23 protein-coding genes are annotated in these 21,325 nt (G+C 39.6%); 15 read left to right on the top strand and 8 right to left on the bottom strand.

Translation table 11 applies throughout. The features are described from left to right. From M472_RS38740 to M472_RS38705, 8 genes are all read right to left on the bottom strand, one after another. A complete protein-coding gene (locus M472_RS38740; protein ID WP_021071376.1) occupies positions 1 to 753 on the bottom strand; it encodes a 1-(5-phosphoribosyl)-5-[(5-phosphoribosylamino)methylideneamino]imidazole-4-carboxamide isomerase in 753 nt (250 codons plus the stop codon). Positions 754 to 854: 101 nt separating this feature from the next. Next, on the bottom strand, positions 855 to 1,445 hold the full coding sequence (hisH, locus tag M472_RS38735; protein WP_021071375.1) for an imidazole glycerol phosphate synthase subunit HisH: 591 nt from the start codon (positions 1,443 to 1,445) through the stop codon (positions 855 to 857). 2 nt (positions 1,446 to 1,447) lie between these two features. Beyond that, positions 1,448 to 2,587, bottom strand: coding sequence for a bifunctional histidinol-phosphatase/imidazoleglycerol-phosphate dehydratase HisB (hisB, locus tag M472_RS38730; RefSeq protein WP_021071374.1), 1,140 nt, complete (start codon positions 2,585 to 2,587; stop codon positions 1,448 to 1,450). 7 nt (positions 2,588 to 2,594) lie between these two features. Beyond that, entirely contained in the window at positions 2,595 to 3,647 is a 1,053-nt protein-coding gene (gene hisC, locus M472_RS38725; protein WP_021071373.1) for a histidinol-phosphate transaminase, read from the bottom strand. A gap of 54 nt (positions 3,648 to 3,701) precedes the next feature. Next, a complete protein-coding gene (locus M472_RS38720) occupies positions 3,702 to 4,613 on the bottom strand; it encodes a ribonuclease Z (protein WP_021071372.1) in 912 nt (303 codons plus the stop codon). Between the two features lie 3 nt (positions 4,614 to 4,616). After that, positions 4,617 to 4,991 carry an STAS domain-containing protein gene (locus tag M472_RS38715; RefSeq protein WP_021071371.1) on the bottom strand — a complete coding sequence of 125 codons (375 nt, stop codon included), beginning with the start codon at positions 4,989 to 4,991 and terminating at the stop codon, positions 4,617 to 4,619. A gap of 14 nt (positions 4,992 to 5,005) precedes the next feature. Next, positions 5,006 to 5,950: a phosphoribosylaminoimidazolesuccinocarboxamide synthase gene (locus M472_RS38710; RefSeq protein ID WP_021071370.1), complete on the bottom strand. Its 945-nt coding sequence runs from the start codon at positions 5,948 to 5,950 to the stop codon at positions 5,006 to 5,008. A 29-nt stretch (positions 5,951 to 5,979) separates the two neighbouring features. Next, positions 5,980 to 6,963: a PhoH family protein gene (locus M472_RS38705; RefSeq protein WP_021071369.1), complete on the bottom strand. Its 984-nt coding sequence runs from the start codon at positions 6,961 to 6,963 to the stop codon at positions 5,980 to 5,982. A 387-nt stretch (positions 6,964 to 7,350) separates the two neighbouring features. Here M472_RS38705 and M472_RS38700 point away from each other — a divergent pair, with 387 nt between their 5' ends. The 15 genes from M472_RS38700 (at position 7,351) to M472_RS38635 (ending at position 21,325) form a co-directional block, all read left to right on the top strand. Further along, the gene (locus M472_RS38700) at positions 7,351 to 8,133 is read left to right on the top strand and encodes an SAM hydrolase/SAM-dependent halogenase family protein (protein WP_021071368.1); all 783 of its coding nucleotides are present in this window, start codon (positions 7,351 to 7,353) and stop codon (positions 8,131 to 8,133) included. Between the two features lie 14 nt (positions 8,134 to 8,147). Further along, entirely contained in the window at positions 8,148 to 8,696 is a 549-nt protein-coding gene (locus M472_RS38695; protein ID WP_021071367.1) for a hypothetical protein, read from the top strand. Positions 8,697 to 8,762: 66 nt separating this feature from the next. Next, entirely contained in the window at positions 8,763 to 10,598 is a 1,836-nt protein-coding gene (locus tag M472_RS38690; RefSeq protein ID WP_021071366.1) for an ABC transporter ATP-binding protein, read from the top strand. A 117-nt stretch (positions 10,599 to 10,715) separates the two neighbouring features. Then, complete coding sequence (locus M472_RS38685) at positions 10,716 to 11,090, top strand: YtxH domain-containing protein (protein WP_021071365.1); 375 nt, start codon at positions 10,716 to 10,718, stop codon at positions 11,088 to 11,090. Positions 11,091 to 11,139: 49 nt separating this feature from the next. Continuing rightward, the gene (locus M472_RS38680; protein WP_021071364.1) at positions 11,140 to 11,799 is read left to right on the top strand and encodes a heme exporter protein CcmB; all 660 of its coding nucleotides are present in this window, start codon (positions 11,140 to 11,142) and stop codon (positions 11,797 to 11,799) included. Positions 11,800 to 11,814: 15 nt separating this feature from the next. Further along, complete coding sequence (ccsA, locus tag M472_RS38675; protein WP_021071363.1) at positions 11,815 to 12,480, top strand: cytochrome c biogenesis protein; 666 nt, start codon at positions 11,815 to 11,817, stop codon at positions 12,478 to 12,480. Positions 12,481 to 12,623: 143 nt separating this feature from the next. Beyond that, positions 12,624 to 12,836 (top strand): CcmD family protein, encoded by a 213-nt coding sequence (locus tag M472_RS45015; RefSeq protein WP_081643196.1) that lies wholly within the window; start codon positions 12,624 to 12,626, stop codon positions 12,834 to 12,836. 12 nt (positions 12,837 to 12,848) lie between these two features. After that, positions 12,849 to 13,832: a DUF6427 family protein gene (locus M472_RS38670; protein ID WP_021071362.1), complete on the top strand. Its 984-nt coding sequence runs from the start codon at positions 12,849 to 12,851 to the stop codon at positions 13,830 to 13,832. 191 nt (positions 13,833 to 14,023) lie between these two features. Beyond that, the gene (locus M472_RS38665) at positions 14,024 to 15,352 is read left to right on the top strand and encodes a hypothetical protein (protein ID WP_021071361.1); all 1,329 of its coding nucleotides are present in this window, start codon (positions 14,024 to 14,026) and stop codon (positions 15,350 to 15,352) included. Between the two features lies 1 nt (position 15,353). Beyond that, positions 15,354 to 15,968, top strand: coding sequence for an LPS export ABC transporter periplasmic protein LptC (gene lptC / locus M472_RS38660; protein ID WP_051146149.1), 615 nt, complete (start codon positions 15,354 to 15,356; stop codon positions 15,966 to 15,968). A gap of 144 nt (positions 15,969 to 16,112) precedes the next feature. Then, positions 16,113 to 18,218, top strand: coding sequence for a peptidylprolyl isomerase (locus M472_RS38655; protein ID WP_021071359.1), 2,106 nt, complete (start codon positions 16,113 to 16,115; stop codon positions 18,216 to 18,218). A 65-nt stretch (positions 18,219 to 18,283) separates the two neighbouring features. Then, positions 18,284 to 18,802, top strand: coding sequence for a DUF2480 family protein (locus M472_RS38650; protein WP_021071358.1), 519 nt, complete (start codon positions 18,284 to 18,286; stop codon positions 18,800 to 18,802). Between the two features lie 128 nt (positions 18,803 to 18,930). Further along, positions 18,931 to 19,722: a DUF3108 domain-containing protein gene (locus tag M472_RS38645; RefSeq protein ID WP_021071357.1), complete on the top strand. Its 792-nt coding sequence runs from the start codon at positions 18,931 to 18,933 to the stop codon at positions 19,720 to 19,722. A gap of 8 nt (positions 19,723 to 19,730) precedes the next feature. Next, a complete protein-coding gene (locus M472_RS38640) occupies positions 19,731 to 20,294 on the top strand; it encodes a DUF3109 family protein (RefSeq protein ID WP_021071356.1) in 564 nt (187 codons plus the stop codon). Positions 20,295 to 20,353: 59 nt separating this feature from the next. Beyond that, positions 20,354 to 21,325, top strand: a complete 972-nt coding sequence (locus M472_RS38635; RefSeq protein ID WP_021071355.1) for a polyprenyl synthetase family protein — start codon at positions 20,354 to 20,356, stop codon at positions 21,323 to 21,325.

The raw sequence follows: 21,325 nt of genomic DNA, 5'->3' as shown, positions 1-21,325 counted from the left end.
TTAAAACTTAATTAACGTTTTTAAATTCCAATCTTTGATTTCCTCGATAGAGATTTTATTTTCATAGATGGCTTTGCCAACGACACAGGATTCCAAGCCTCCCAATTCATTGAGGTTCTCCAGATCTTTCATCGAAGATATTCCTCCCGAACCGATCAATTTTATAATCGGAGAATGTGTCAAGAGCTTTTTATACAGCTCAATTCCGGCTCCCCCCATCTTACCATCTTTCGATATATCTGTACATAGGAAACGGAAGAATCCCAAGGCAAGACATTTATCGATATATTCGATAAGCTTGATCGGTGAGCTTTCCAACCAACCAGAATACTTGATCACCTCGTCCAAGACATCGATAGCGATAACAATACGGTTGGCATATTTCACACGACCTTCATTCAGTTTGCTCAGTTCTTCGAGAAAAGAAGGATTAGTGATGGCTTGTGTACCTACGATAACACGGAACACCCCTGCATCGATAAGTTCTTTTACCTTTTCGATACTACGCACACCTCCTCCGTATTGTACTTTCATATCCGTACGGCGGACGATATCAAAAAGATATTCTTGATTAGAAAAATCTCCCTTAGCACCGTTCAAATCGATGATATGTACCATTTCCGTACCATTGGCATGGTATTTTTTGATCTGATCTTCTAATGAAATATCATAGGTGGTAACATCTTCATAAGAGCCTTCTCTCAATCGCACTACCTTCTTGTCTAAAACATCAATCGCTGGAATGATATACATGATAAAGTAAAATTTAAAAGTTAAGATTATTTAAAAACCGATATTATTCTGGATCTCACCTTAAAGGTTTTAGATAGCAAAAATAGGTTTTTAATTTTTATTTACATTTTAGAAAAATTCATTAATAACTGTTCACCATACTCGCCTGACTTTTCTGGGTGAAATTGCACACCATAAAAATTATCTTTTTGAACAGCTGCTGAATAAGCAAGGCCATAATTACAAGTAGCACCTGTGAATACTGGACTGTGCTCTATAAAGAAGGAATGCACAAAATAAAAATAGGAGTCATCCGGAATATCGGTAAATAAGGGACAACCAGCTGTTACTTTGACATTATTCCATCCCATATGTGGCGTCTTGAGTGAAATTCGGTTTTTAAAGTGCAAAGTCTTCAAGGGAAAAATGGACAGCAATTTAGCATCTCCCTCTTCGGAATAAGAAGTCAATAACTGCATTCCGACGCATATGCCGAGCACAGGTTTCTTCAACGATAAAATCGTATCTACCAGCCCCGTCTCTTCAAGCTTGCGCATAGCTGCTCCCGCATGCCCTACTCCAGGAATTATGATCCGATCATACCGATCAAAGTCTTCTTTATGATTAATCATACCGTACTCGACCTGGATCCGATCCAATGCTGCAGTCAGTGAAAAAATATTTCCTGCACCGTAGTTAACTATACCTATCATCCCTACAACACCCCTTTTGTACTTGGCAACTGCATATTTTCGGCATCCCTTCGTACAGCCTTTTTAATAGCCTTCGCGAAGGCTTTAAAAATAGCTTCTATTTTATGATGTTCATTATCGCCTTCTGCCTTGATATTTAAGTTAGCTTTGGCAGCATCCGAAAATGATTTGAAGAAATGAAAGAACATCTCTGTAGGCATATCTCCGATTTTCTCTCTTTTAAACTCGGCATCCCATACAATCCAATTGCGTCCGCCAAAATCCAAAGCCACCTGTGCCAAACAATCGTCCATAGGCAACGTATAGGCATAGCGCTCGATGCCACGTTTATCACCTAGAACTTTCAAAAACACCTCGCCCAATGCTATTCCAGTATCTTCGATCGTATGATGTTCGTCAATATGAAGATCCCCTTTAGCGTGTACTGTCAGATCAACAGCACCATGCCTTGCAATCTGATCCAGCATATGATCAAAAAATGGCAACCCTGTGTCGATGTCTGCTTTTCCTGAACCATCTAGATTGACTTTGATATAAATATCCGTTTCATTCGTCTTTCTGTGATGTTCTCCTACCCTCGTATTCAGTTTCAAAAACTCATAAACAGCTTTCCAGTCAGAAGTTTCCAGTGCCACGCAATCGCTAGTAATTTCGACGTGTTCAGCCTTACCCAACTCATCATTATTACGTAACCAAATCGCTTTTGCACCTAGATTCTGCGCCAGCTTTACGTCATTGACACGATCGCCGATTACGAAAGATTCAGCAAGGTTGTACTTGGTCTCATCAAAATATTCCGATAGCATACCTATCCCCGGTTTACGGGTTGGCGCATTTTCATCCGGGAAAGTCTTATCGATATGTTCTTTTGCAAAAATGACACCTTCGGCCTGAAAAGTATCCACAACAAAGTTATGTACTGGCCAAAAATTCTCTTCGGGATGTGATGCTGTCCCTAGACCATCTTGATTGGACACCAAGATCAGTTCAAAATCCAATTCCCGGGCAATACGTGGCAGATACTGCAAAGCGCCTGGATAAAATTTCAATTTTGCAAAAGAGTCAATCTGTTCGTCTTCAGGTTCAAGAATAAGTGTTCCATCCCTATCAATAAACAAAACTCTCTTTATATTATCTTTCATAATTAATTTAGCTGTAAAATTGTTTAATAGCCTCGATCAGTTTTCTATTATCTTCGGTGGTACCTACCGTAATACGTAGACAGCCCTCACATAGTTCTACCTTGGAACGATCTCGTACGATGATGCCCTGATTGACTAGAAAATTGTACAATTCTCGTGGTTCTTCCAACTTAGCCAGGATAAAATTGGCATCAGATGGGGTAATATGAGCAATCTGCGCTATAGCAGAAAGTTCTTGTATCAACAACTCCCTTTCTGCGACAGTCTGTTGGATCCAACTATTGACTGTATCCACATTCTCCAGCGCTTTCAACACCAAATCTTGAGTCGCTTGATTAATGTTATAAGGAGGTTTTATCTTATTGAATACCTGAATAATGGCTTTGCTGGCAAAGGCCATTCCTAAACGCAATGCAGCTAGACCCCACGCTTTGGACAACGTTTGAAGAATAACCAGGTTGGGATACTCGGTCAATTCCTGCGTAAAGGAGCGCTGCTTCGAGAAATTGATATAAGCCTCATCAATAACAACTAATCCTTTGAAATGTGTCAGGATCGTTTCGATATCTTTGCGGTCTATACTGTTACCGGTCGGATTATTGGGTGAACAAATAAAGATCATCTTAGTATGCATGTCCAATGCCTCAGCGATACCGTCCAAATCCAACTGGTAATCGGCAGTAAGATTGACTTTACGTATCTGTACATCATTGATATTGGCAGACACCTCATACATACCGTAAGTAGGTGGTACTAAAATCACATTATCAACGCCAGGCTTGCAAAAAGCCCTGTACAAGATGTCGATCGCTTCGTCACTTCCGTTGCCTAAAAAAATATGGTCTGCTGGCACGCCTTTAATTGTTGCCAGCTTTTCTTTCACTTGATGCTGCAAAGGATCCGGATAGCGGTTGTAATGATGATCCAATGGTGAACCAAAAGCATTTTCATTAGCATCTAATAATACAGACGCTTCTCCTTTAAATTCATCTCTTGCGGAGGAATAAGGGACTAGTTTTTTGATATTGTCCCTTAGTAGGTTATCTAAGTTGAAAGACATATTGTTTGTCCATTAAAATTGAGGTGTAAAGATGGTTAAAAATTTAGAGAATCACTAAACTTTATACCAATTCCCCTCAAAAGAAAGGACACTTTCATCAAATACGGCTTTTGCCTCCTCCAAAAGAGGGGTCAAATCTTTATAACGCGCTGAATAATGCCCCATTAGGAGTCTCTTTACGCCAGCTTGTAAAGCGACCTGAGCTGCCTCTAAACTGGTACTATGGAGGGTCTCCACTGCTCTGTCTAAAAGACTGTGTTCAAAAGTGGTTTCATGATACAAAAGATCTACGCCGTATATTGCGTCTATATACGTTGCAAACGCCCTTGTATCCGAACAGTAAGCATAACTTCGAGATGGTGGCGCGGGTTTGGTCAGCTCTGTGGCACGATACACGGTACCATCTAAATCCGTGCAGTCCATACCTTTTTTTAACTGTTGAAAGAAAACAGTCGGAATATTCATCCCTTCTATCTTTTCCGAGATTAAAGATGCTGCCCTAGCCCCTTCATCAAATCGAAAACCGGTAGTAGGCACGCGATGTAGCAATGGAAATGACCGCACTGTCAACATCTGCGATTTCATAATTACTTCCTCCTCGTCCGGATTGGTGGGATGAAAAATCAAATTATATCTCAGCGTAGTATCCGAGTGCTTAAACTGCAGGTTGAGAATTTCTAAAAGCGGAGCTGGCCCATGCAGATGTAACTCTGACATACGGCCTGTCAAATTCATAGAGGAAAGTAAACCTACCAATCCCAAATAATGGTCACCATGGAGATGGCTAATAAATATCCGGGATATTTTATTGCTCTTAATCCCGTAACGATGCAATTGCATCTGTGTCCCCTCTCCGCAATCGATCAAAAACAGTTGCTCATTGAAATTTAGAATCTGCGCAGTAGGATGTCGGTCATAGATAGGGGTAGCTGAGCTATTGCCCAGGACTAAGATTTCAAACCGCATATCTTATTTACCCCCGATCAAATCCCGCTGAATCTCATTCCCGAATATAAGATCTTCTGCTTCGCTTAGATTTCTAACAATCGTAAAAAAACCATCGAGGTGTGCAACTTTCAATATATGTTTTACGGAAGGGGTCAATCCCGTGATAATGAACATCCCGTCAGCGCCCTGACACAGTCGATCTGCCAACAAGCCCATACGCACCCCTTCTTCGCAGATATCCTGAACTTGAGAAAGGTCCAACACAATATTACGTTGCCCCGATGTATTACGAAGCATGAATTCTCCCTTTAAGAATGCCGCTGCCGCTGCATCCAATGTAGAAATAAGCGGCTCGATAACAACATATCGCTCATGCTTATCAATAGTATAACGCATATCTTTATCCTCTTTTATAGTTTCTCCAAAGCCGCACTCACATTGCGTTCGACGCGCGCCAAAACATCTTCTTCGACATCATAATGAAACCGTTCTCCGGTAATATACTCATAAAGTTCGATATACCGTGCAGAGATCGAATCAACAATCTCGTCCGTCATTTCAGGCACCTGTTGTCCCTCTTTACCTTGGAACCCATTTTCGATCAGCCATTGACGAACGAATTCTTTCGAAAGCTGCTTTTGAGGCTCACCATTTGCCTGACGCTCTTCGTACCCTTCAGCATAAAAATAGCGCGAAGAATCGGGCGTATGAATCTCATCTATAAGATAGATCTTTCCATCTCTCTTCCCAAATTCATACTTCGTATCAGCTAAAATAAGACCTCTCTCTCCAGCCATTTCTACTCCACGTTGATAAAGTGCATGTGCATAGCTTTCCAATTGTTCATAATCCTCGACACTTACAATTCCCTGCGCCAGAATTTCGGCTTTGGAGATATCCATATCATGTCCCACAGCAGCCTTTGTAGTTGGAGTAATGATAGCTTTTGGCAGTTTATCGTTCTCCCTCAGCCCTTCAGGGAGAATTTCCCCACAGAGTTCGCGCCCACCATCACGATAAGTCCGCCAAGCATGGCCGGAAAGATAACCACGAACCACCATTTCCACCTTAAACGGGTCGCAGGCCTGCCCAATAGTTACCGAAGGATCTGGAACAGTGATAACCCAATTAGGCAAGATATCAACCGTTGCTTTCAAAAACTTGGCAGCAATCTGATTCAAAACCTGCCCCTTAAAGGGAATAGCTCGAGGAAGCACTACGTCAAATGCAGAAATACGATCAGACGCTACCATCACTAAATAGTTGTTGTCGATTGTATAGACATCCCGTACTTTACCCTTGTAAAAACCTGTCTGTTTATTAAAATTAAAATGGGTTTCTTTTATTGCACTCATCGTAGTAAATCGCCGTAGCGTATATTTAATTAATTATTTGTATTCAAATCTCCGTAAGCTTCCAAGATACGTTTTACCAGCTTATGCCTGACAACATCACTCCCCGTAAGATACACAATATCAATACCGCTAATATTGTCCAATATTTTAATTGCCGTTGCCAATCCTGACTGTGATTTTTTCGGAAGGTCAATCTGCGTAAGATCTCCCGTAACAATGAATTTAGCGGTTGGCCCCATACGGGTCAAAAACATCTTAAGTTGCATATCAGTCGCATTCTGCGCTTCATCCAAAATCACAAAGCAATTGTCCAACGTACGCCCCCGCATAAAAGCCAACGGTGCAACCTCAATGGTTCGGTTTTCTAAATAACCTTTTAACTTTTCAGCTGGGATCATATCATCCAATGCATCGTAAAGGGGTCTCAAGTAGGGATCTACCTTCTCTTTAAGATCTCCAGGTAAAAAACCCAAATTCTCTCCAGCTTCTACAGCAGGTCTTGTTAAAATGATGCGTTTGATTTCTTTATTACGCAACGCTCTTACAGCCAACGCAACAGCGGTATAGGTTTTACCGGTCCCAGCTGGCCCTACAGCAAACAAAATATCATTCTTGTCGATGCTATCCACCATTCTTCGCTGGTTTGGAGTACGCGCACGAACAATCAACCCGTTAGGACCATACACAATGGGCTCGCCTTTAAGTCCTGCCGACTGGCTTTCCTCCTGCTTTTCTTTATCGCCCAAACTCTTCTCTCTTGGTGGAATCCCCAACAGCTCTTCCAGTTCCAGTGCCCCCAAAGCATTGTACTTAATGACATGATCAATAACAGGGGAAAACACGGATTCAAACAAACGCTGTTCCACCTCTTCTCCCAACACCTTAAGTTCCGTCCCCCTTGCTATCAAACGCAACTTTGGAAATCTATTTTTAATAGATTCAAAATTCTCATTTTGAGCTCCCCATAGAGAGACCAAATTAACATTGTCCAAATTGATGATTAATTCGCTCAAATTATTGTGGTTTTTAGTTTAAATATCGTGTACAGTATGACTTGTTTTTTCAACCTATTAGAATCAGACGTTAATGCATGTCTATTTTATTACCAGAGGGATAACTACCCTATCGATGTCAGAAAGCCTATAGCTTATATCGACATGGACATCTCCCTAGATAAATATAGATAAGATTTTCAATTTGTATAATGTAAAAACATTCTTATCTAAGAAAATTATAACCAAAAATACAAACTAATATTTTTACATGTATCGAATGTGAAAAATATTCATTATTTTAAATCCGAAAGGCCTTTATGAGCACTAGTTTTACTAACTTTGTCTTTACTTTTTTTTAGAAAACAACAGTTTTAGGGCGCGTTTTTAGGACAACGGGCTGTGAATATGGGAGTAATAACATTAACAACAGATTTAGGTTACCGCGATTTTTATCAGGCGGCATTGAAAGGGAGCATAATATCATTGTTGCCCAATGTACGTTTAATAGACATCACACATGAGATTCCCTCTTTCAACATACAGCACGCCGCATTTATCCTCCAGAATGCCTATCATTATTTCCCTAAGGGGACAGTACACCTCATCGGTATAGACACTGTTTTTCAAGAAGGCTGTCGCTACATAGCCATGAAGTTTGAGGGGCATTATTTTGTTGGTGCGGATAATGGCATATTCAGTATTATTCTTGGTGAAAAAAAAGCAGAACAGCTCTTTGAAATCGAGATGATGCAAGACCTTCGATTTTTGCACTTCCCGTTAGCGGATATTCTCGTCAAAGCCACCTGCCATATCGCCGAGGGAAATCCTATTGAGGATCTCGGCTCAGCTATCGATACTCCCTTACAAAAAGTAACACTACTGCCCATAATAGAAAACAGCTTTATTAAAGGACATGTGTCGTATATAGATTCTTTTGGCAATGTCATCTCCAATATCAGCAAGGATTTGTTCAATCAAGTTCAAAAAGGAAGAAATTTTGTTCTTCATTTTAAACGAAACGAAACCATAAACAAAATGAGCTGGCACTATAACGAAGTATCCGAAGGGGAGAAACTGTGTCTATTCGGAATTTCTGACTATCTGGAGATAGCGATCAATAAAGGGCATGCCAGTAATTTATTGGGTTTATACCCTGACGAAACCATCATGGTTGAGTTTTTGGACTAATAAACTAAAATATTATGATAAAGACATATGCCTGGTTCTTATACCTATTACTATGTAGCTGTATCCCTGCGAAGGCTCTTGTCCAACAGAATCAGGATTCGATTTCTTTTGAAACTCAACGACAGCGGGTCAATGTCTTACTAGATCAACGAAGCAAGCGATTCGGTGACTACACAAACTCGCTAGAGCAAAAAACAGGCATTTTCGGATTGTTCAAGACCAAAAGTGATATGCAGAAATCAATCGACATATTGAAGTCTGTAGTAATAAATGACAATGCCATCTTTCTCGAAACACGCAAGCTTTTAGACTTGAAAGACAGTGAGGCTGATCGTTTTCATGCCTTGGCCAAGGAATACGACCAACAGGTAACCGCCTATATGAAAACTATTTCCAAACTACAGGCTGAAAACGAAAAACTGAGAAATACGATTCAAGCATTAGAGGAAGAAGACCATACGGACAATAAATATCGCTATGTCATATTTGTAATCTTATTTCTCAGTGGCGTTTTATTTTTTTTATACAAACGTCGTCGGTCAAAAAATTTGACGAAAGTTTGATAAGGCGACTACTTTATATCACTACATTTGTCCGTTGGAACAAAAAGCTTTAAGATTACAAAAATAATGGCTAGACCAAGATTGAACAGTGGCGATTCGCATTCCGATGATTTACCTAAGCCCAAATTAAACAAAGAACTACTAAAAAAGGCAGCTCAGCTTTTGTCTTATTTGAAACCTTACAAAGGTAAGTTCATCATAGGAATGATCTTTTTGATTATGTCCAGTCTAACGATGCTTACTCTCCCAGCCTTACTTGGAGCTATGATAGACGCGGCACAAGGCAAACAAACCTACCCTTGGCTGCAGTCCGATGTTTTATTCATCGGAGCATTATCAATCAGCATCTTACTCTTCCTATCGATTACCTCGTTCTTCCGGATTCGCCTGTTTGTAGAGATAGCAGAAAAATCACTGGCTAGCATCCGTAGAGAATCTTATCTGAAACTCATCACGCTTCCAATGGATTTTTTCGCGAATCGCCGAGTTGGCGAACTGAACAGCAGGCTCTCTGCCGACTTATCGCAGATTCAGGACACATTGACTACGACATTGGCAGAAATTATACGACAAAGCATAAGTTTGATTATCAGTGTTTTTCTATTAATTATAGTATCTCCAAAGCTCGCTTTGATGAACCTCTGCATATTGCCTATTTTGATTGTTGCTGCGATTTTCTTCGGTCGATTTATCCGTACGCTCTCACGTCAGACCCAGGATCAGCTTGCAGACTCTAACAGTATCGTACAGGAAACCTTACTCGGAATATCCAACGTCAAAGCTTTTGTAAACGAATACTATGAATCACAACGCTACAATAAAAAGTTGGAGAATGCGGTCAGCCTTGCTATCAAGGGAGCCACCTACCGAGGTTTATTCGCCTCCTTTATCATCTTTTGCATATTTGGAGCCGTGATTGCTGTCATATGGTATGGAGCTTCTCTAGTGTCTATAGGTGAGATCTCTGTTGGAGACCTGACTACCTACATTCTATATTCGATGTTCGTAGCCGGCTCTATGGGAAGTTTTCCCGAATTGTACGCAGGCTTACAACGGGCTTTAGGAGCGAGCGAGCGAGTAATCGAGATTCTTAACGAAAAAACTGAGGATATCCAGGTCTCCGAAGAAGATAAAAACATCAAAAGGCATATCATGGGTAAACTGACTTTTGACAAGGTCAGCTTTTCTTATCCTTCACGGCTAGAGAGCACTATATTAAATGACATCTCGTTTACGGCAGATGCTGGGCAAAAAATAGCAATAGTGGGCCCTAGCGGAGCCGGAAAATCCACTATAGCATCTTTAACCCTTCAATTCTACCAACCTTCTTCGGGCGAAATTCGCTATGATGAAATGCCTGCCACTAGCTTTGCAATCACTGATATACGAAATCAAGTAGCTATCGTACCACAAGACGTCTTACTCTTTGGGGGTACAATACGGGAGAATATAAATTACGGCAGACTGGATGCTAATGCGGAAAGCATTATCGAGGCCGCCAAGCGTGCTAATGCACACGATTTTATCATGGGGTTCCCGGATGGCTATGATACGATGGTCGGTGAAAGAGGGGTAAAACTATCCGGAGGGCAGCGTCAGCGTATCGCTATAGCACGAGCACTACTAAAAGATCCTTCGATTTTAATATTGGACGAAGCTACTTCGTCGTTAGATTCCGAATCAGAACGACTAGTTCAGGAAGCGCTAGAAGAGCTCATGAAAAACCGTACCTCGATTATTATTGCCCACCGTCTGTCTACCATAAAAAATGCGGACAGTATCCTTGTGATTGACGAAGGGCGAGTAGCTGATTTTGGCAACCATGAAGAACTCCTCGCAAAAGGTTCCGGATTATACCATCATCTGTACACACTTCAATCCACCCAAAAAAGCATCAGTTAAAGAAGAATCATATTGCTTGGGGTTAAAATTTGTTAATCCATTCGCCCAGAAAACTTTTTGGAACGATGCTTGTTTATAGATAGATAACAAGTCGGAAAACAAACAAAATTTATAAAGATGAAAAATAGGAACGGATTAGTTGCATTTGCATTGTTAGGATTGGCGGTTGGAACTGCTGCTTATTATTTATTGGGTACTGAGGATGGCAAGAAAACATTGAACAAAGCCAATGACGGAATCAAAGATTTAACGAAATCACTTAAGGATCTTTCAAAGAAAGAAGCAAAGAGAGCTTCGCGTCTTGCTAAGGAAGCTAAGGAGGACTTGCGTGAATGGAAATCGAAAGCAAAAGACGCAGGCAGAGATGTGCTAAATAAAGTATCGGAAAAAGCATCAGACTGGGCAGGAAAAGCTTCTGATGCCACAGACAAAATAGCCCATAAAACCGAAGATTTAGCTGAAAAAGCAAAATCAGAAATCTCAAAGGCTTAATTTCCAAAAGTAAATGCTAGACACTGCAAATTGTGTATCTTTGCCATACATGAGTCTTTTGCAGCAAATCAAAACTTTAGTCAATAAAGATCTTACCTTAGAGTGGCGTTCTAAACATGCCGTCAACGGCATCTTACTATACGTGGTATCTACTGTATTTGTTTGCTACCAGGCATTTAAATCAGTAGATACCTTAATTTGGAACGCTTTATTTTGGATTATACTCCTTTTTGCTTCTATAAATGCGATAAGCCGATCTTTCATTCAAGAAAGCCAGTATAGACAGCTTTACTATTACTCTATCGCAAGCCCCAAAGCTATAATACTTTCTAAAATCATATACAATATCATACTGATGACAGCTTTATCTGCCATCGCATACCTGATCTACTCCTTAGTTTTTAAAAATCCCGTGGGAGACCCTCTATTTTACTTTATAGCTGTTTTTCTAGGAGCTGTTAGTTTTGCGACAGTATTTACGATGGTATCGGGTATCAGTGCTAAAACAGGCAATAACAGCACAATGATGGCTGTCTTAGCGTTTCCAATCATCATCCCATTATTGATTGTCTTGATAACGCTTTCTCAAAATGCCTTACAGGGGCTAAACAGAGCTGAAAGCTACAATGAAATTGGTGTCCTTATAGCAATTAATGTCATAACTGTTACTATTTCTTTGTTGTTATTTCCTTACCTTTGGAGGGATTAAAACAACACATAGAAAATGAAAAAAAACTGGTGGAAAATATTAGCAGCATGTTTAGTTAGTGCTTCTGTTGTCGCTGGATTTATGGGCCCCGTTCCCAAATTATTTCTTCTCCACGAAACGATAAGGAATGTCTACTTTCATGTTCCGATGTGGTTTGCTATGTTTACACTCTATACTATCTCTGTCGTATATAGCATCAAGTATCTTAATAATGGTAATCCAAAGCATGATATCATCGCTGTCGAGGCAGTAAACACGGGTGTGATATTCTGTTTCCTGGGGCTACTGACAGGAATGCAATGGGCCAATATTACCTGGGGAGAAGCTTGGCCTAGCGATTCAAAAACAAATGGTTCTGCAATCGCTACACTGATGTATCTAGCTTATCTTGTCTTACGCAACACCCTGGAAGAAGAACAGAAACGCGCTAAAATATCTGCTGTGTACAATATCTTTGCCTTTCCGATTATGATTGTGCTCATGTATATTTTACCAAAGATGACAGACTCTTTGCACCCAGGCAGTGGAGGAAATTCTACTTTTGGAGATCTGGACATGGATCACAATATGCGTCCTATTTTCTATTCTGCAGTTATCGGCTGGATACTAACTGGTGTATGGATCTGCACCCTACGTTACAGGGTTAGATTGCTGGAGCGCAAAGCGAACCAAATTGATTAATTTTAAACAGAATATTAACAATATATAAGGACGCCATTCTTATACTGTTTAGCATTAGCGACGGGTAAGAAACAGGATCTGGCAATAAAGGATCATAAAATCTGGATATTCCGCACGACCTTTAAAGAAAAAATTATTTACGCATGAAAAAAATCAGTTTATTAACGCTCTTAACCTTCTTAACAACGTTAGTCTCTTATGCACAATCGTCTGACATCGAAATGGCCGAGGGGTTACGAAGCTCGGGTAAAATATGGGTTGTCGTACTGGTACTGTTAACTATAGTAGTCGGGGTATTTGTTTACTTATTCACCATTGACAGAAAAGTCACCAAATTGGAGAAGAGAAATTCATAAACATAGTCTACTATGATCATCAGACAACACAGAAAGTTTACACCAATCAATATACTATTCATATCGATTATCGGTACTTTTTTGTGTTTGGGCGTGTTTATCCATCGGCCACAAGATTTAAGGCCAGTACTTCTTGAACCTGCTGCCAACAATCTTTTCGGTATCGAGATCGGCGCAGGCCTTACTCCTGCAGCGAATGTCTTGTTGACATTGACATTAACACTGCTGCAAGCTTTACTGCTCAACAAAGTAGTAAATCATTTTAATTTTTTGGGTAAACCAAATTTTCTGACGGCATTGCTGTTTATGACTCTGGTCAGTCTCTTTTTACCATTCTTGGTACTATCCCCCACCTTAATCTGTAACTTCATCACCATCTGGATGATGAGCAAACTATTCGCCATCTATAAGCAAGCAGATGTAAAGGGACTTATGTTTGATTTAGGAATGATTGTCGCTTTAGGTAGTCTAGTATATTTTCCCTTTATCGTCATGTTTCTATTATTATGGATCGCCTTAATAATATTCAGACCGTTTATTTGGCGAGAGTGGATCACACCTATCCTGGGATTTTCAATTGTTTATTTCCTACTTGGCGTAGCCTATTACTGGCTAGACAGGTTTGACGAGTTCAAAGCTATATTCACGCCATTTACAAATTCGCTGACACATACGATTCGTGTAGATTTTCAAGACTATCTCGTTGTAGTCCCCATTGCAATAGCACTTTTACTTTTTCTGGCAGTACTCCGAGATCAATACTTCAGAAGTATCGTACATATACGAAAATCTTTTCAGTTGCTTTTCTACATGTTATTATTGATCGCAGGATCCTTCTATCTAAACGAAAAAATCAATATCAATCACTTTCTGCTTTGCGCCCCACCCCTAGCCATCTATTTGGCTTACTATTTTTCATTTGCAAAAAGTAAGTGGGTCTATGAGAGCCTTTACATCATTATTATGATAACAATAATATACTTTCAATTTATGTAAAAAACTGACAAGCAATCGTTTAACCTTTTTTAACAAAATGAGGCAAAGGATTCAGCAAAATTTAAATAGTTTTGTAACGAAATTATCCACTAGTAGAACACGCTAATGGATAATTTAAAACATGCCAGTTCGTTATTGGCCTATCGAGATAACACAAAAAGACGTCCGAAGCGCGGAGATTATAAAAATATATGTATAAACAATTCAATGTTTTGAGTGCCAAAAAGGCTTTACAGCTTGTAGTTGCTACAGGTCTTTTGCTGGCAAATATCCAAGCGAATGCCCAGACTACAACCTCACATTCTCCTTATTCGAAATTCGGCCTAGGACAAATGCGAGAGGATCTTCTTCCACAGACCCGTGCCATGGGAGGAATATCCAGTGCAATACGTTATCAGTCTGGTCTTCCTATCTTGAACATGGGAAATCCTGCAAGTTACTCTGCATTTTCAAGAACAATTTTAGAAGCTGGATTATATGGTAATGCCACCGAACTAAGTCGTACGGGGGTCAAAGATAATACTGCAGATTTTGCATTCTCACACCTAGCGATAGGTATTCCATTGTCTCAGCGTTTCGGTGGTTTTGCATTTGGACTTATGCCCTACTCTGACGTAGGCTACAATCAGACCAGCAGAAGAAAAGAAGGTGATTTGACCTATAATATCTCGTCCAAAGGTGAGGGTGGAATAAACAAAGCTTTTTTGGGCTACGGCGTTTCTCCATTTAAAGGAGTAAGTGTCGGAGCTAATGTTGGTTTTCTTTTTGGCGAACTAACAGACATAGACTTAGTCAGTTTTCCGCAAAATCCAAACATGCTAAATGCTCGTTACAATGAGACAAGACTTATTCGTGGAGCGACATTAGACTATGGTGTACAGTACTCCAAAGCGATAAGTAGGAAATTGAACCTAACTATCGGATATATGGGTTCACTCAACAATACCATAACAAGCAAAACCACATCTTTCATTAAAAGAACAGAACCATCCTCTGATCCAGACTATCAGAACATACCGCTAGATACAGTATCTAGCGTAACAGGCCTGTCTCGAAAAGTAAATCTCCCGTTAAAACACACCGTTGGTTTTACACTTTCCAAGGGTTATAATTGGATGGTTGGTGCTGATTTTAAATACGCTGATTGGAGCTATTTTCAGACACGCGCAGGCGAACCTGCACTTGGAAAAAACTATGGTTTTGCAGTTGGAGGACAAATCAAACCGGACCCGACATCGTTTAGGTATTGGAACATCGTAGATTATAGACTGGGCTTCCGATACGACCAGACTCCACTCCAATACAACAATCAGAACATCGATGATATGGCAGTTACAGTGGGACTAGGCTTGCCGCTACCAGAAACAAATTTTGGACTGACCTTCTCTCGGATCAATATCTCTGCAGAGTTCGGACAAAGAGGCACGCTATCCAATAATTTAGTACGCGAGCGATATATCAACCTAAACCTTGGCTTTACATTGAATGACACTTGGTTCAGAAGAAGAAGTTATGATTAGCATGAATACATGCTCTACAAAAATATTAATCCAGCCCCCCCTATCGCTTTGTATTGCAATAGGGGGTTTCTTGCTTTACAGCTGCGAAAATGATTTACGTGAAGTCAGTAAAATCGAAAATATTCAGCAAGAAGAGGCTGTAGATATATCGAAAGACGTCAAGATAATCGTGAGCGATTCTGCTATTGTAAAAGCACAACTCACAGGCCCCGAAATGCGGGTATATCATGATACTACGGGTAATAAGAACAGTAATTACGAATTTCAAAAAGGGCTCCAAATCATATTTTACGATTCCGAAGGGAAGGAAAGCCAACGTATTCGGTCTGACTACGGCAAACAGCGGGTTTTGGATGGAATTACAGAGTTCAAGAAAAATGTAGTTGTAAATATGTCTGACGGCTCCATTATCAAAACCGAAGAGTTATATTACGATGAGAAAAAGAAAATCTATTACAACGATGTACCTATTTCTTTCGAATTCAAAGATGCTAGAGGCAACCTACAGGCGACTTCTTTCACTTCTGATACAGACTTTAAAAACATAAACGGTCAAAATATGACTGGTTTCTATATCTCTTCAGGTAATAGCCAGCTGCCTTCGTTTGGTAATTAATTTGGCGATGGTTATAAAGCTTTAAATAACTTTTATTAACATTATAAAAATTTACACTTTTTTTTTATAAAAGTTGTATCTTGCGCCTTGTTTTAACAAAACTCAATTAAATAACTAAAGAACACATAAATACAATACGAGAATATGGGATTAATGGGTAATTTGCGTAACCGAGCCGGATTGGTAATATTCATAATCGGTTTAGCAATTGTTGCATTTTTATTGGGGGACATCATTCAGTCCGGAACGCCATTTTGGGCCAAAAAGCAAAATGAGGTCGGTAGTGTAAACGGAAATTCTGTTGACTACCTCGATTTCAATGCGCAGGTAGAACAAACTACGGCAATGTATCAACAACAAATGGGCGGTGCTGAAACTCCTCAGATAAAAACCTTCGCCGTACAACAGGTTTGGAATCAATTTATCTCCAAAGAGTTGATAGCTACTGAAGTTGAAAAGCTAGGTCTGTCGGTAGGCAAAAAGGAACTAAACGACCTTATAACAGGTCCGAATCCATCGCCTCAGATCATGCAAACTTTTACCAACCCTGAAACTGGTCAGTTTGATCGGAACTACCTGAGCCAAGTTATAAATGAAGCCAAAGGAGGTAATGCACAAGTAGCTCAACAATGGGAATTACTCCTTGAAAACGTACGTTCGCAAAGACTGACCGAAAAATACGCGAACTTACTGAGCAATACCGTATACGTTACGGCATTGGAAGCGCAAGACGAATATACTGCTAAAAACAAATTAGCAAACTTCAAATATATATTACTTGACTACTCTTCTGTCAATGAAGCTGACATCAAATTAACAGACGCTGATTACAAAGAGTATTACGACAAGCATAAAAATGCATTTAAGAACCCAGAAGAGACTCGTGCTATTGAATACGTTTTATTCGATGCAAGTCCTACAGCCAAAGACTCTTCAGCGACACTGACAGCAATTCAAACGCTAAAAGAAGAGTTGATCGCTTCTACAAACGATTCCCTATTTGTAGTGAGTAGTTCTGACAACAAGTATCCTGTTACTTATTACCGAAAAGGTCAGGTTAGCCCTGCTTTGGATTCAATTATATTTAATGCTGCAAAAGGAGTTACTGTAGGCCCCTTCCTAGCGAATGGTGCTTATGAGATTGCAAAAATAATCGACTCTAAATTCAGCCCTGATTCAGTAAAAGCAAGTCACATCCTATTGAATGTTGCAGCAGAAGGTGGTGTTTCAAAAGCGAAAGTAAAAGCAGATTCTATTAAAGGATTGCTAGCAAAGGGCGAAAGTTTTTCTTCTTTAGCAGTTGAATTCAGCCAAGATCCAGGTAGCAAAGCCAATGGTGGAGACTTGGGTACATTTACAAGGGGACAGATGGTTGGTCCATTTGAGGAAGCAGCCTTCAATGGTAAAACCGGAGATGTTGTCGTTGTAGAATCACAATTCGGAGTACATATTCTGAAAATTGAAAAGCAAATCGGAAACTCTAAAATCGTAAAAGCAGCAATATTAGACAAAGTAATCACAGCCGGAAAAGAAACGACTGATGCCGCCTACGCTAAAGCGAGCTCTTTCTTTACAGCTGCTAATGGTGCTAATTTTGCAGAAACAGCAAAAAAAGAAAATTTAAACTTGCAAAAGGCAACACGTGTACAACCTATGGACAATTCACTCAACGGTGCTGAAGCGTCTAGAGAACTGATACGATGGGTATTTGAAGCTAAGAAAGGTGATGTGTCTGATAAGATTTATGAAACCGAAAATAGTTTTATCGTAGCAAAAGTAGCTGGTGTAAATCCTAAAGGAATTCAGTCACTGGAAGCGGTGAAAGGAGATATCGAGTTAGGAGTCAAAAACCTAGTGAAAGCACGTATGTTGAAGGAAAAAATGAATAATGCTCTCCAAGGCGCGGCATCTATAGATCAAGTAGCTCAAAAGGTTGGAAAACCGGCAATAGCGGTAGAAAACATCGTATTAGCGAATCCGGTAATACCTGGTGTATCTTTAGAAAGTGCAGTTGTCGGTACTGTATTCGGACTGCAACCCAACAAACCTTCTAAATCGATAGAAGGAACACAAGGAATATATGCGGTACAGGTGGATAGCTTTGTAAATCCTAAAGAAATGGTAGATACAGAACGTAAAAACCAACAAAAACAAATATTGACGTCCAAGCAACAACGTTCTTGGGGATCAGTCTTTAAAGCGTTACAGGATAATGCCAAGATTGATGACAATCGAATTAGATTTTATTAAGATATTATAATTAATTTTACAGCCGGGCATTATCACATGTCCGGCTTTTTTTATATTTTTATCACATGGATATTCAAGAGAACATAGTCAATAAAGTTGCACAAAGTGGTCTGATTACTATTGATCTAGCAGAATATGCCCCTATAGAAGACGATATCTTGGTGTATGACATCAAGGACAATTTATTTCATGGCCTGATACTTAAAGAAAAAGATTTCAGAGATTTCGTAAAACAACATGACTGGTCTCAATATCAAGACAAGCATATTGCGATTACTTGCTCGACAGATGCTATAGTCCCGACTTGGGCTTATATGATTCTAGCCAATAAGTTCAGCCCCTTCGCAAAAACGATAAATTTTGGCACGAAGGAAGAGGTTGTCCGGAATTTATTTTCCGATGCAATCCAATCAATAGATTATACAGTCTATGTGGATCAACGTATCGTAGTCAAGGGGTGTGGAGACATCTATGTTCCAGAAAGTGCGTTTGTGTCCTTTACACATAAGCTTAGTGAAGTAGCAAAAAGCATTATGTATGGTGAGCCCTGTTCTACTGTTCCCGTATTTAAGCGAAAAAATTAAACCCTCTGTAGTTTTGGAGAGTCTTAGGTATATTAATGAGGATACTGCATTCGGATAAACGCATAGCAGATAGCCCCTCGGAAACACCTAATATAAGTCAGTGCCCGTTAAAAACAAGTTGAACATATATGAAAAGAGTCTACTGTACATTACTTGCTTTGTTTATTAGCTTCACCTGGAGCTTTGCCCAATCTCTTCCATACCTGAAAGAACCGACATTTAAAGAAGGTGAAAAACTTTCCTACAAACTCAGATATGGAATCATATCGGCTGCCAACGGTGTACTATCAGTGAATAAGTCTCAACTACAATTCAGTAATAAAAATACTTTTCACCTCAATGCATTTGGACAGACTTCATCCGGATTCTCTATATTTTATACGGTTAAAAACAAATATGATTCTTATATAGACGGAAATACCTACCAACCTTATCTATATACAGAAGATATCCATGAGAATAATTATACCCGTAAAGAGTATGCTACATTTGATCATCGAAACTCAACTGTTAAAGGAGCAAAGGGCACCTTTAAGGGAAAAACATCACAGATATTTGATTTGCTGTCTGCTTACTATTTTTCACGTAACCTAGATCTCTCCTCGTTGAAAACAGGAGACTCATTTAAAATAACTTACTTTTTGAATGATGAAATTGCAGAGCTAAAAGTAGCTTATGTAGGCACAGAAAAAATCAAGACGAGTTTAGGAACCTTAGATTGTATTAAACTGAGTCCAGAAATCAAACCTGGACGTATCTTTAAAAAAGACAGTAAATTGTATCTTTGGGTTACCAACGATGGCAATCGTATACCGGTAAAAGCTCAGGTGGAGATTTTAATAGGTTCTGTCACCATGGAGTTGACAAAAGCTGAAGGGCTGAAGTATGAATTGGGAAAAAAAGTAAGTTATTCAAAATAAGTAAAATCGTGATTGAGGTTGATAATGTTTTAGTCCATGAGGACTTGTTAAGTAATGATTTTGTTTGTAATCTATCAAAATGTAAAGGTATTTGTTGTGTAGAGGGAGATGCTGGAGCTCCACTGCGCGAATCCGAAAAAGCTGTGTTGCAAGAGATTTATCCCAAGATTAAGCCTTATATGACTGAGAAAGGCATTCTAGCGGTGGAAGAACAAGGAACGCATGTAATCGATAGTGATGGAGATCTAACCACTCCTTGCGTAGATGGCAATAAGGAGTGTGCATACGTTACTTGGGAAAATGGAATTACGAAATGCGCCATAGAAAAAGCCTATGAATTAGGCGAAATAGACTGGAAGAAACCTATTTCTTGTCATTTGTATCCAATACGTACGACCCACTACCCCCAGTTCGATGTCTTACACTACGACAGATGGCATATCTGTAAAGATGCCTGTAGCTTTGGAAAAGAACTCCAGGTGCCTGTCTACAAATTTTTAAAAGATCCCCTTATTCGAGAGTATGGCATGGAATGGTACACTAAATTAGAAGAATCGGTAGAATCTATCTAATGGATTTTTGTTATCTTTATTGCGTATAAATAGACGCTAATTGGTATTTACCATCATTCATGCTTAGTTTAAAGGAGATACAACGCCCCATTGCAACAGAGCTTTCGACATTCGAATCGAAGTTTAAGCAGTCCATGCAAAGTTCTGTTCCACTTTTAGATATTATAACACAGTATTTATACAAACAAAAGGGAAAGCAAATGCGCCCTATGTTTGTATTTTTTACGGCTGGTCTATGTGGCCAGATTACAGAATCCACCTACCGTGGAGCATCTTTGGTAGAGCTTCTTCACACCGCCTCACTTGTACATGATGATGTCGTTGACAACGCCAATGAAAGGCGAGGTTTTTTCTCCATCAATGCCTTATGGAAAAATAAAGTCGCTGTCCTTGTTGGAGATTTTCTTCTATCCAAAGGTCTCCTACTATCGGTTCATAACAATGAGCATGACCTGTTGAAAATCGTCTCTGAAGCTGTTGAACAAATGAGTGAAGGCGAACTCTTACAAATTGAAAAAGCACGTAAACTGGATATCAAGGAAGATATCTATTATGAGATAATTCGCAAAAAGACGGCTTCATTAATTGCCTCTTGCTGTGCATCTGGAGCTTCATCAGCTAAAGCCGACACCGAAACGATAGAACTGATGCGATTATTTGGAGAAAAAGTCGGATTGGCTTTTCAGATAAAAGATGATTTGTTTGATTTTGGATTGGATGATGTAGGTAAGCCAGTAGGTAATGACATCAAAGAAAAGAAGATGACCTTACCTTTGATCTACGCATTAGCGCATACGTCAAATTCAGAAAAGCGAAGAATTATTAATTTGGTCAAAAACCACAACGAAAATAACGAGAAAGTCGATGAGGTAATTCAATTTGTACGAAGTAGTGGGGGGCTGGAATATGCGACAACAAAGATGATGCAATTTCAACAAGAGGCATTTGATCTCTTAGCGAAATTCCCGGACAATGTATATAAAGAAGGACTGAAACAATTAGTAACTTTTACTACAGAAAGAAAGAAATAA

Origin of the sequence: Sphingobacterium paucimobilis HER1398, assembly GCF_000416985.1 — a bacterium.
GTDB classification, from domain to species: Bacteria; Bacteroidota; Bacteroidia; order Sphingobacteriales; family Sphingobacteriaceae; genus Sphingobacterium; species Sphingobacterium paucimobilis.
This window is presented reverse-complemented; position numbering and strand designations above follow the sequence as displayed.

Bases quoted from the DNA above. Each gene is read 5' to 3' on its own strand.
- M472_RS38715 (WP_021071371.1), bottom strand. From the start codon at position 4,991: ATGCGTTATACTATTGATAAGCATGAGCGATATGTTGTTATCGAGCCG.
- M472_RS38700 (WP_021071368.1), top strand. From the start codon at position 7,351: ATGGGAGTAATAACATTAACAACAGATTTAGGTTACCGCGATTTTTAT.
- M472_RS38670 (WP_021071362.1), top strand. From the start codon at position 12,849: ATGATCATCAGACAACACAGAAAGTTTACACCAATCAATATACTATTC.
- M472_RS38740 (WP_021071376.1), bottom strand. From the start codon at position 753: ATGTATATCATTCCAGCGATTGATGTTTTAGACAAGAAGGTAGTGCGA.
- hisH (WP_021071375.1), bottom strand. From the start codon at position 1,445: ATGATAGGTATAGTTAACTACGGTGCAGGAAATATTTTTTCACTGACT.
- hisB (WP_021071374.1), bottom strand. From the start codon at position 2,587: ATGAAAGATAATATAAAGAGAGTTTTGTTTATTGATAGGGATGGAACA.
- M472_RS38635 (WP_021071355.1), top strand. From the start codon at position 20,354: ATGCTTAGTTTAAAGGAGATACAACGCCCCATTGCAACAGAGCTTTCG.
- M472_RS38695 (WP_021071367.1), top strand. From the start codon at position 8,148: ATGATAAAGACATATGCCTGGTTCTTATACCTATTACTATGTAGCTGT.
- M472_RS38685 (WP_021071365.1), top strand. From the start codon at position 10,716: ATGAAAAATAGGAACGGATTAGTTGCATTTGCATTGTTAGGATTGGCG.
- hisC (WP_021071373.1), bottom strand. From the start codon at position 3,647: ATGTCTTTCAACTTAGATAACCTACTAAGGGACAATATCAAAAAACTA.
- M472_RS38650 (WP_021071358.1), top strand. From the start codon at position 18,284: ATGGATATTCAAGAGAACATAGTCAATAAAGTTGCACAAAGTGGTCTG.
- M472_RS38665 (WP_021071361.1), top strand. From the start codon at position 14,024: ATGTATAAACAATTCAATGTTTTGAGTGCCAAAAAGGCTTTACAGCTT.
- M472_RS45015 (WP_081643196.1), top strand. From the start codon at position 12,624: ATGAAAAAAATCAGTTTATTAACGCTCTTAACCTTCTTAACAACGTTA.
- M472_RS38710 (WP_021071370.1), bottom strand. From the start codon at position 5,950: ATGAGTGCAATAAAAGAAACCCATTTTAATTTTAATAAACAGACAGGT.
- lptC (WP_051146149.1), top strand. From the start codon at position 15,354: ATGAATACATGCTCTACAAAAATATTAATCCAGCCCCCCCTATCGCTT.
- M472_RS38645 (WP_021071357.1), top strand. From the start codon at position 18,931: ATGAAAAGAGTCTACTGTACATTACTTGCTTTGTTTATTAGCTTCACC.
- M472_RS38690 (WP_021071366.1), top strand. From the start codon at position 8,763: ATGGCTAGACCAAGATTGAACAGTGGCGATTCGCATTCCGATGATTTA.
- M472_RS38655 (WP_021071359.1), top strand. From the start codon at position 16,113: ATGGGATTAATGGGTAATTTGCGTAACCGAGCCGGATTGGTAATATTC.
- M472_RS38720 (WP_021071372.1), bottom strand. From the start codon at position 4,613: ATGCGGTTTGAAATCTTAGTCCTGGGCAATAGCTCAGCTACCCCTATC.
- M472_RS38680 (WP_021071364.1), top strand. From the start codon at position 11,140: ATGAGTCTTTTGCAGCAAATCAAAACTTTAGTCAATAAAGATCTTACC.
- ccsA (WP_021071363.1), top strand. From the start codon at position 11,815: ATGAAAAAAAACTGGTGGAAAATATTAGCAGCATGTTTAGTTAGTGCT.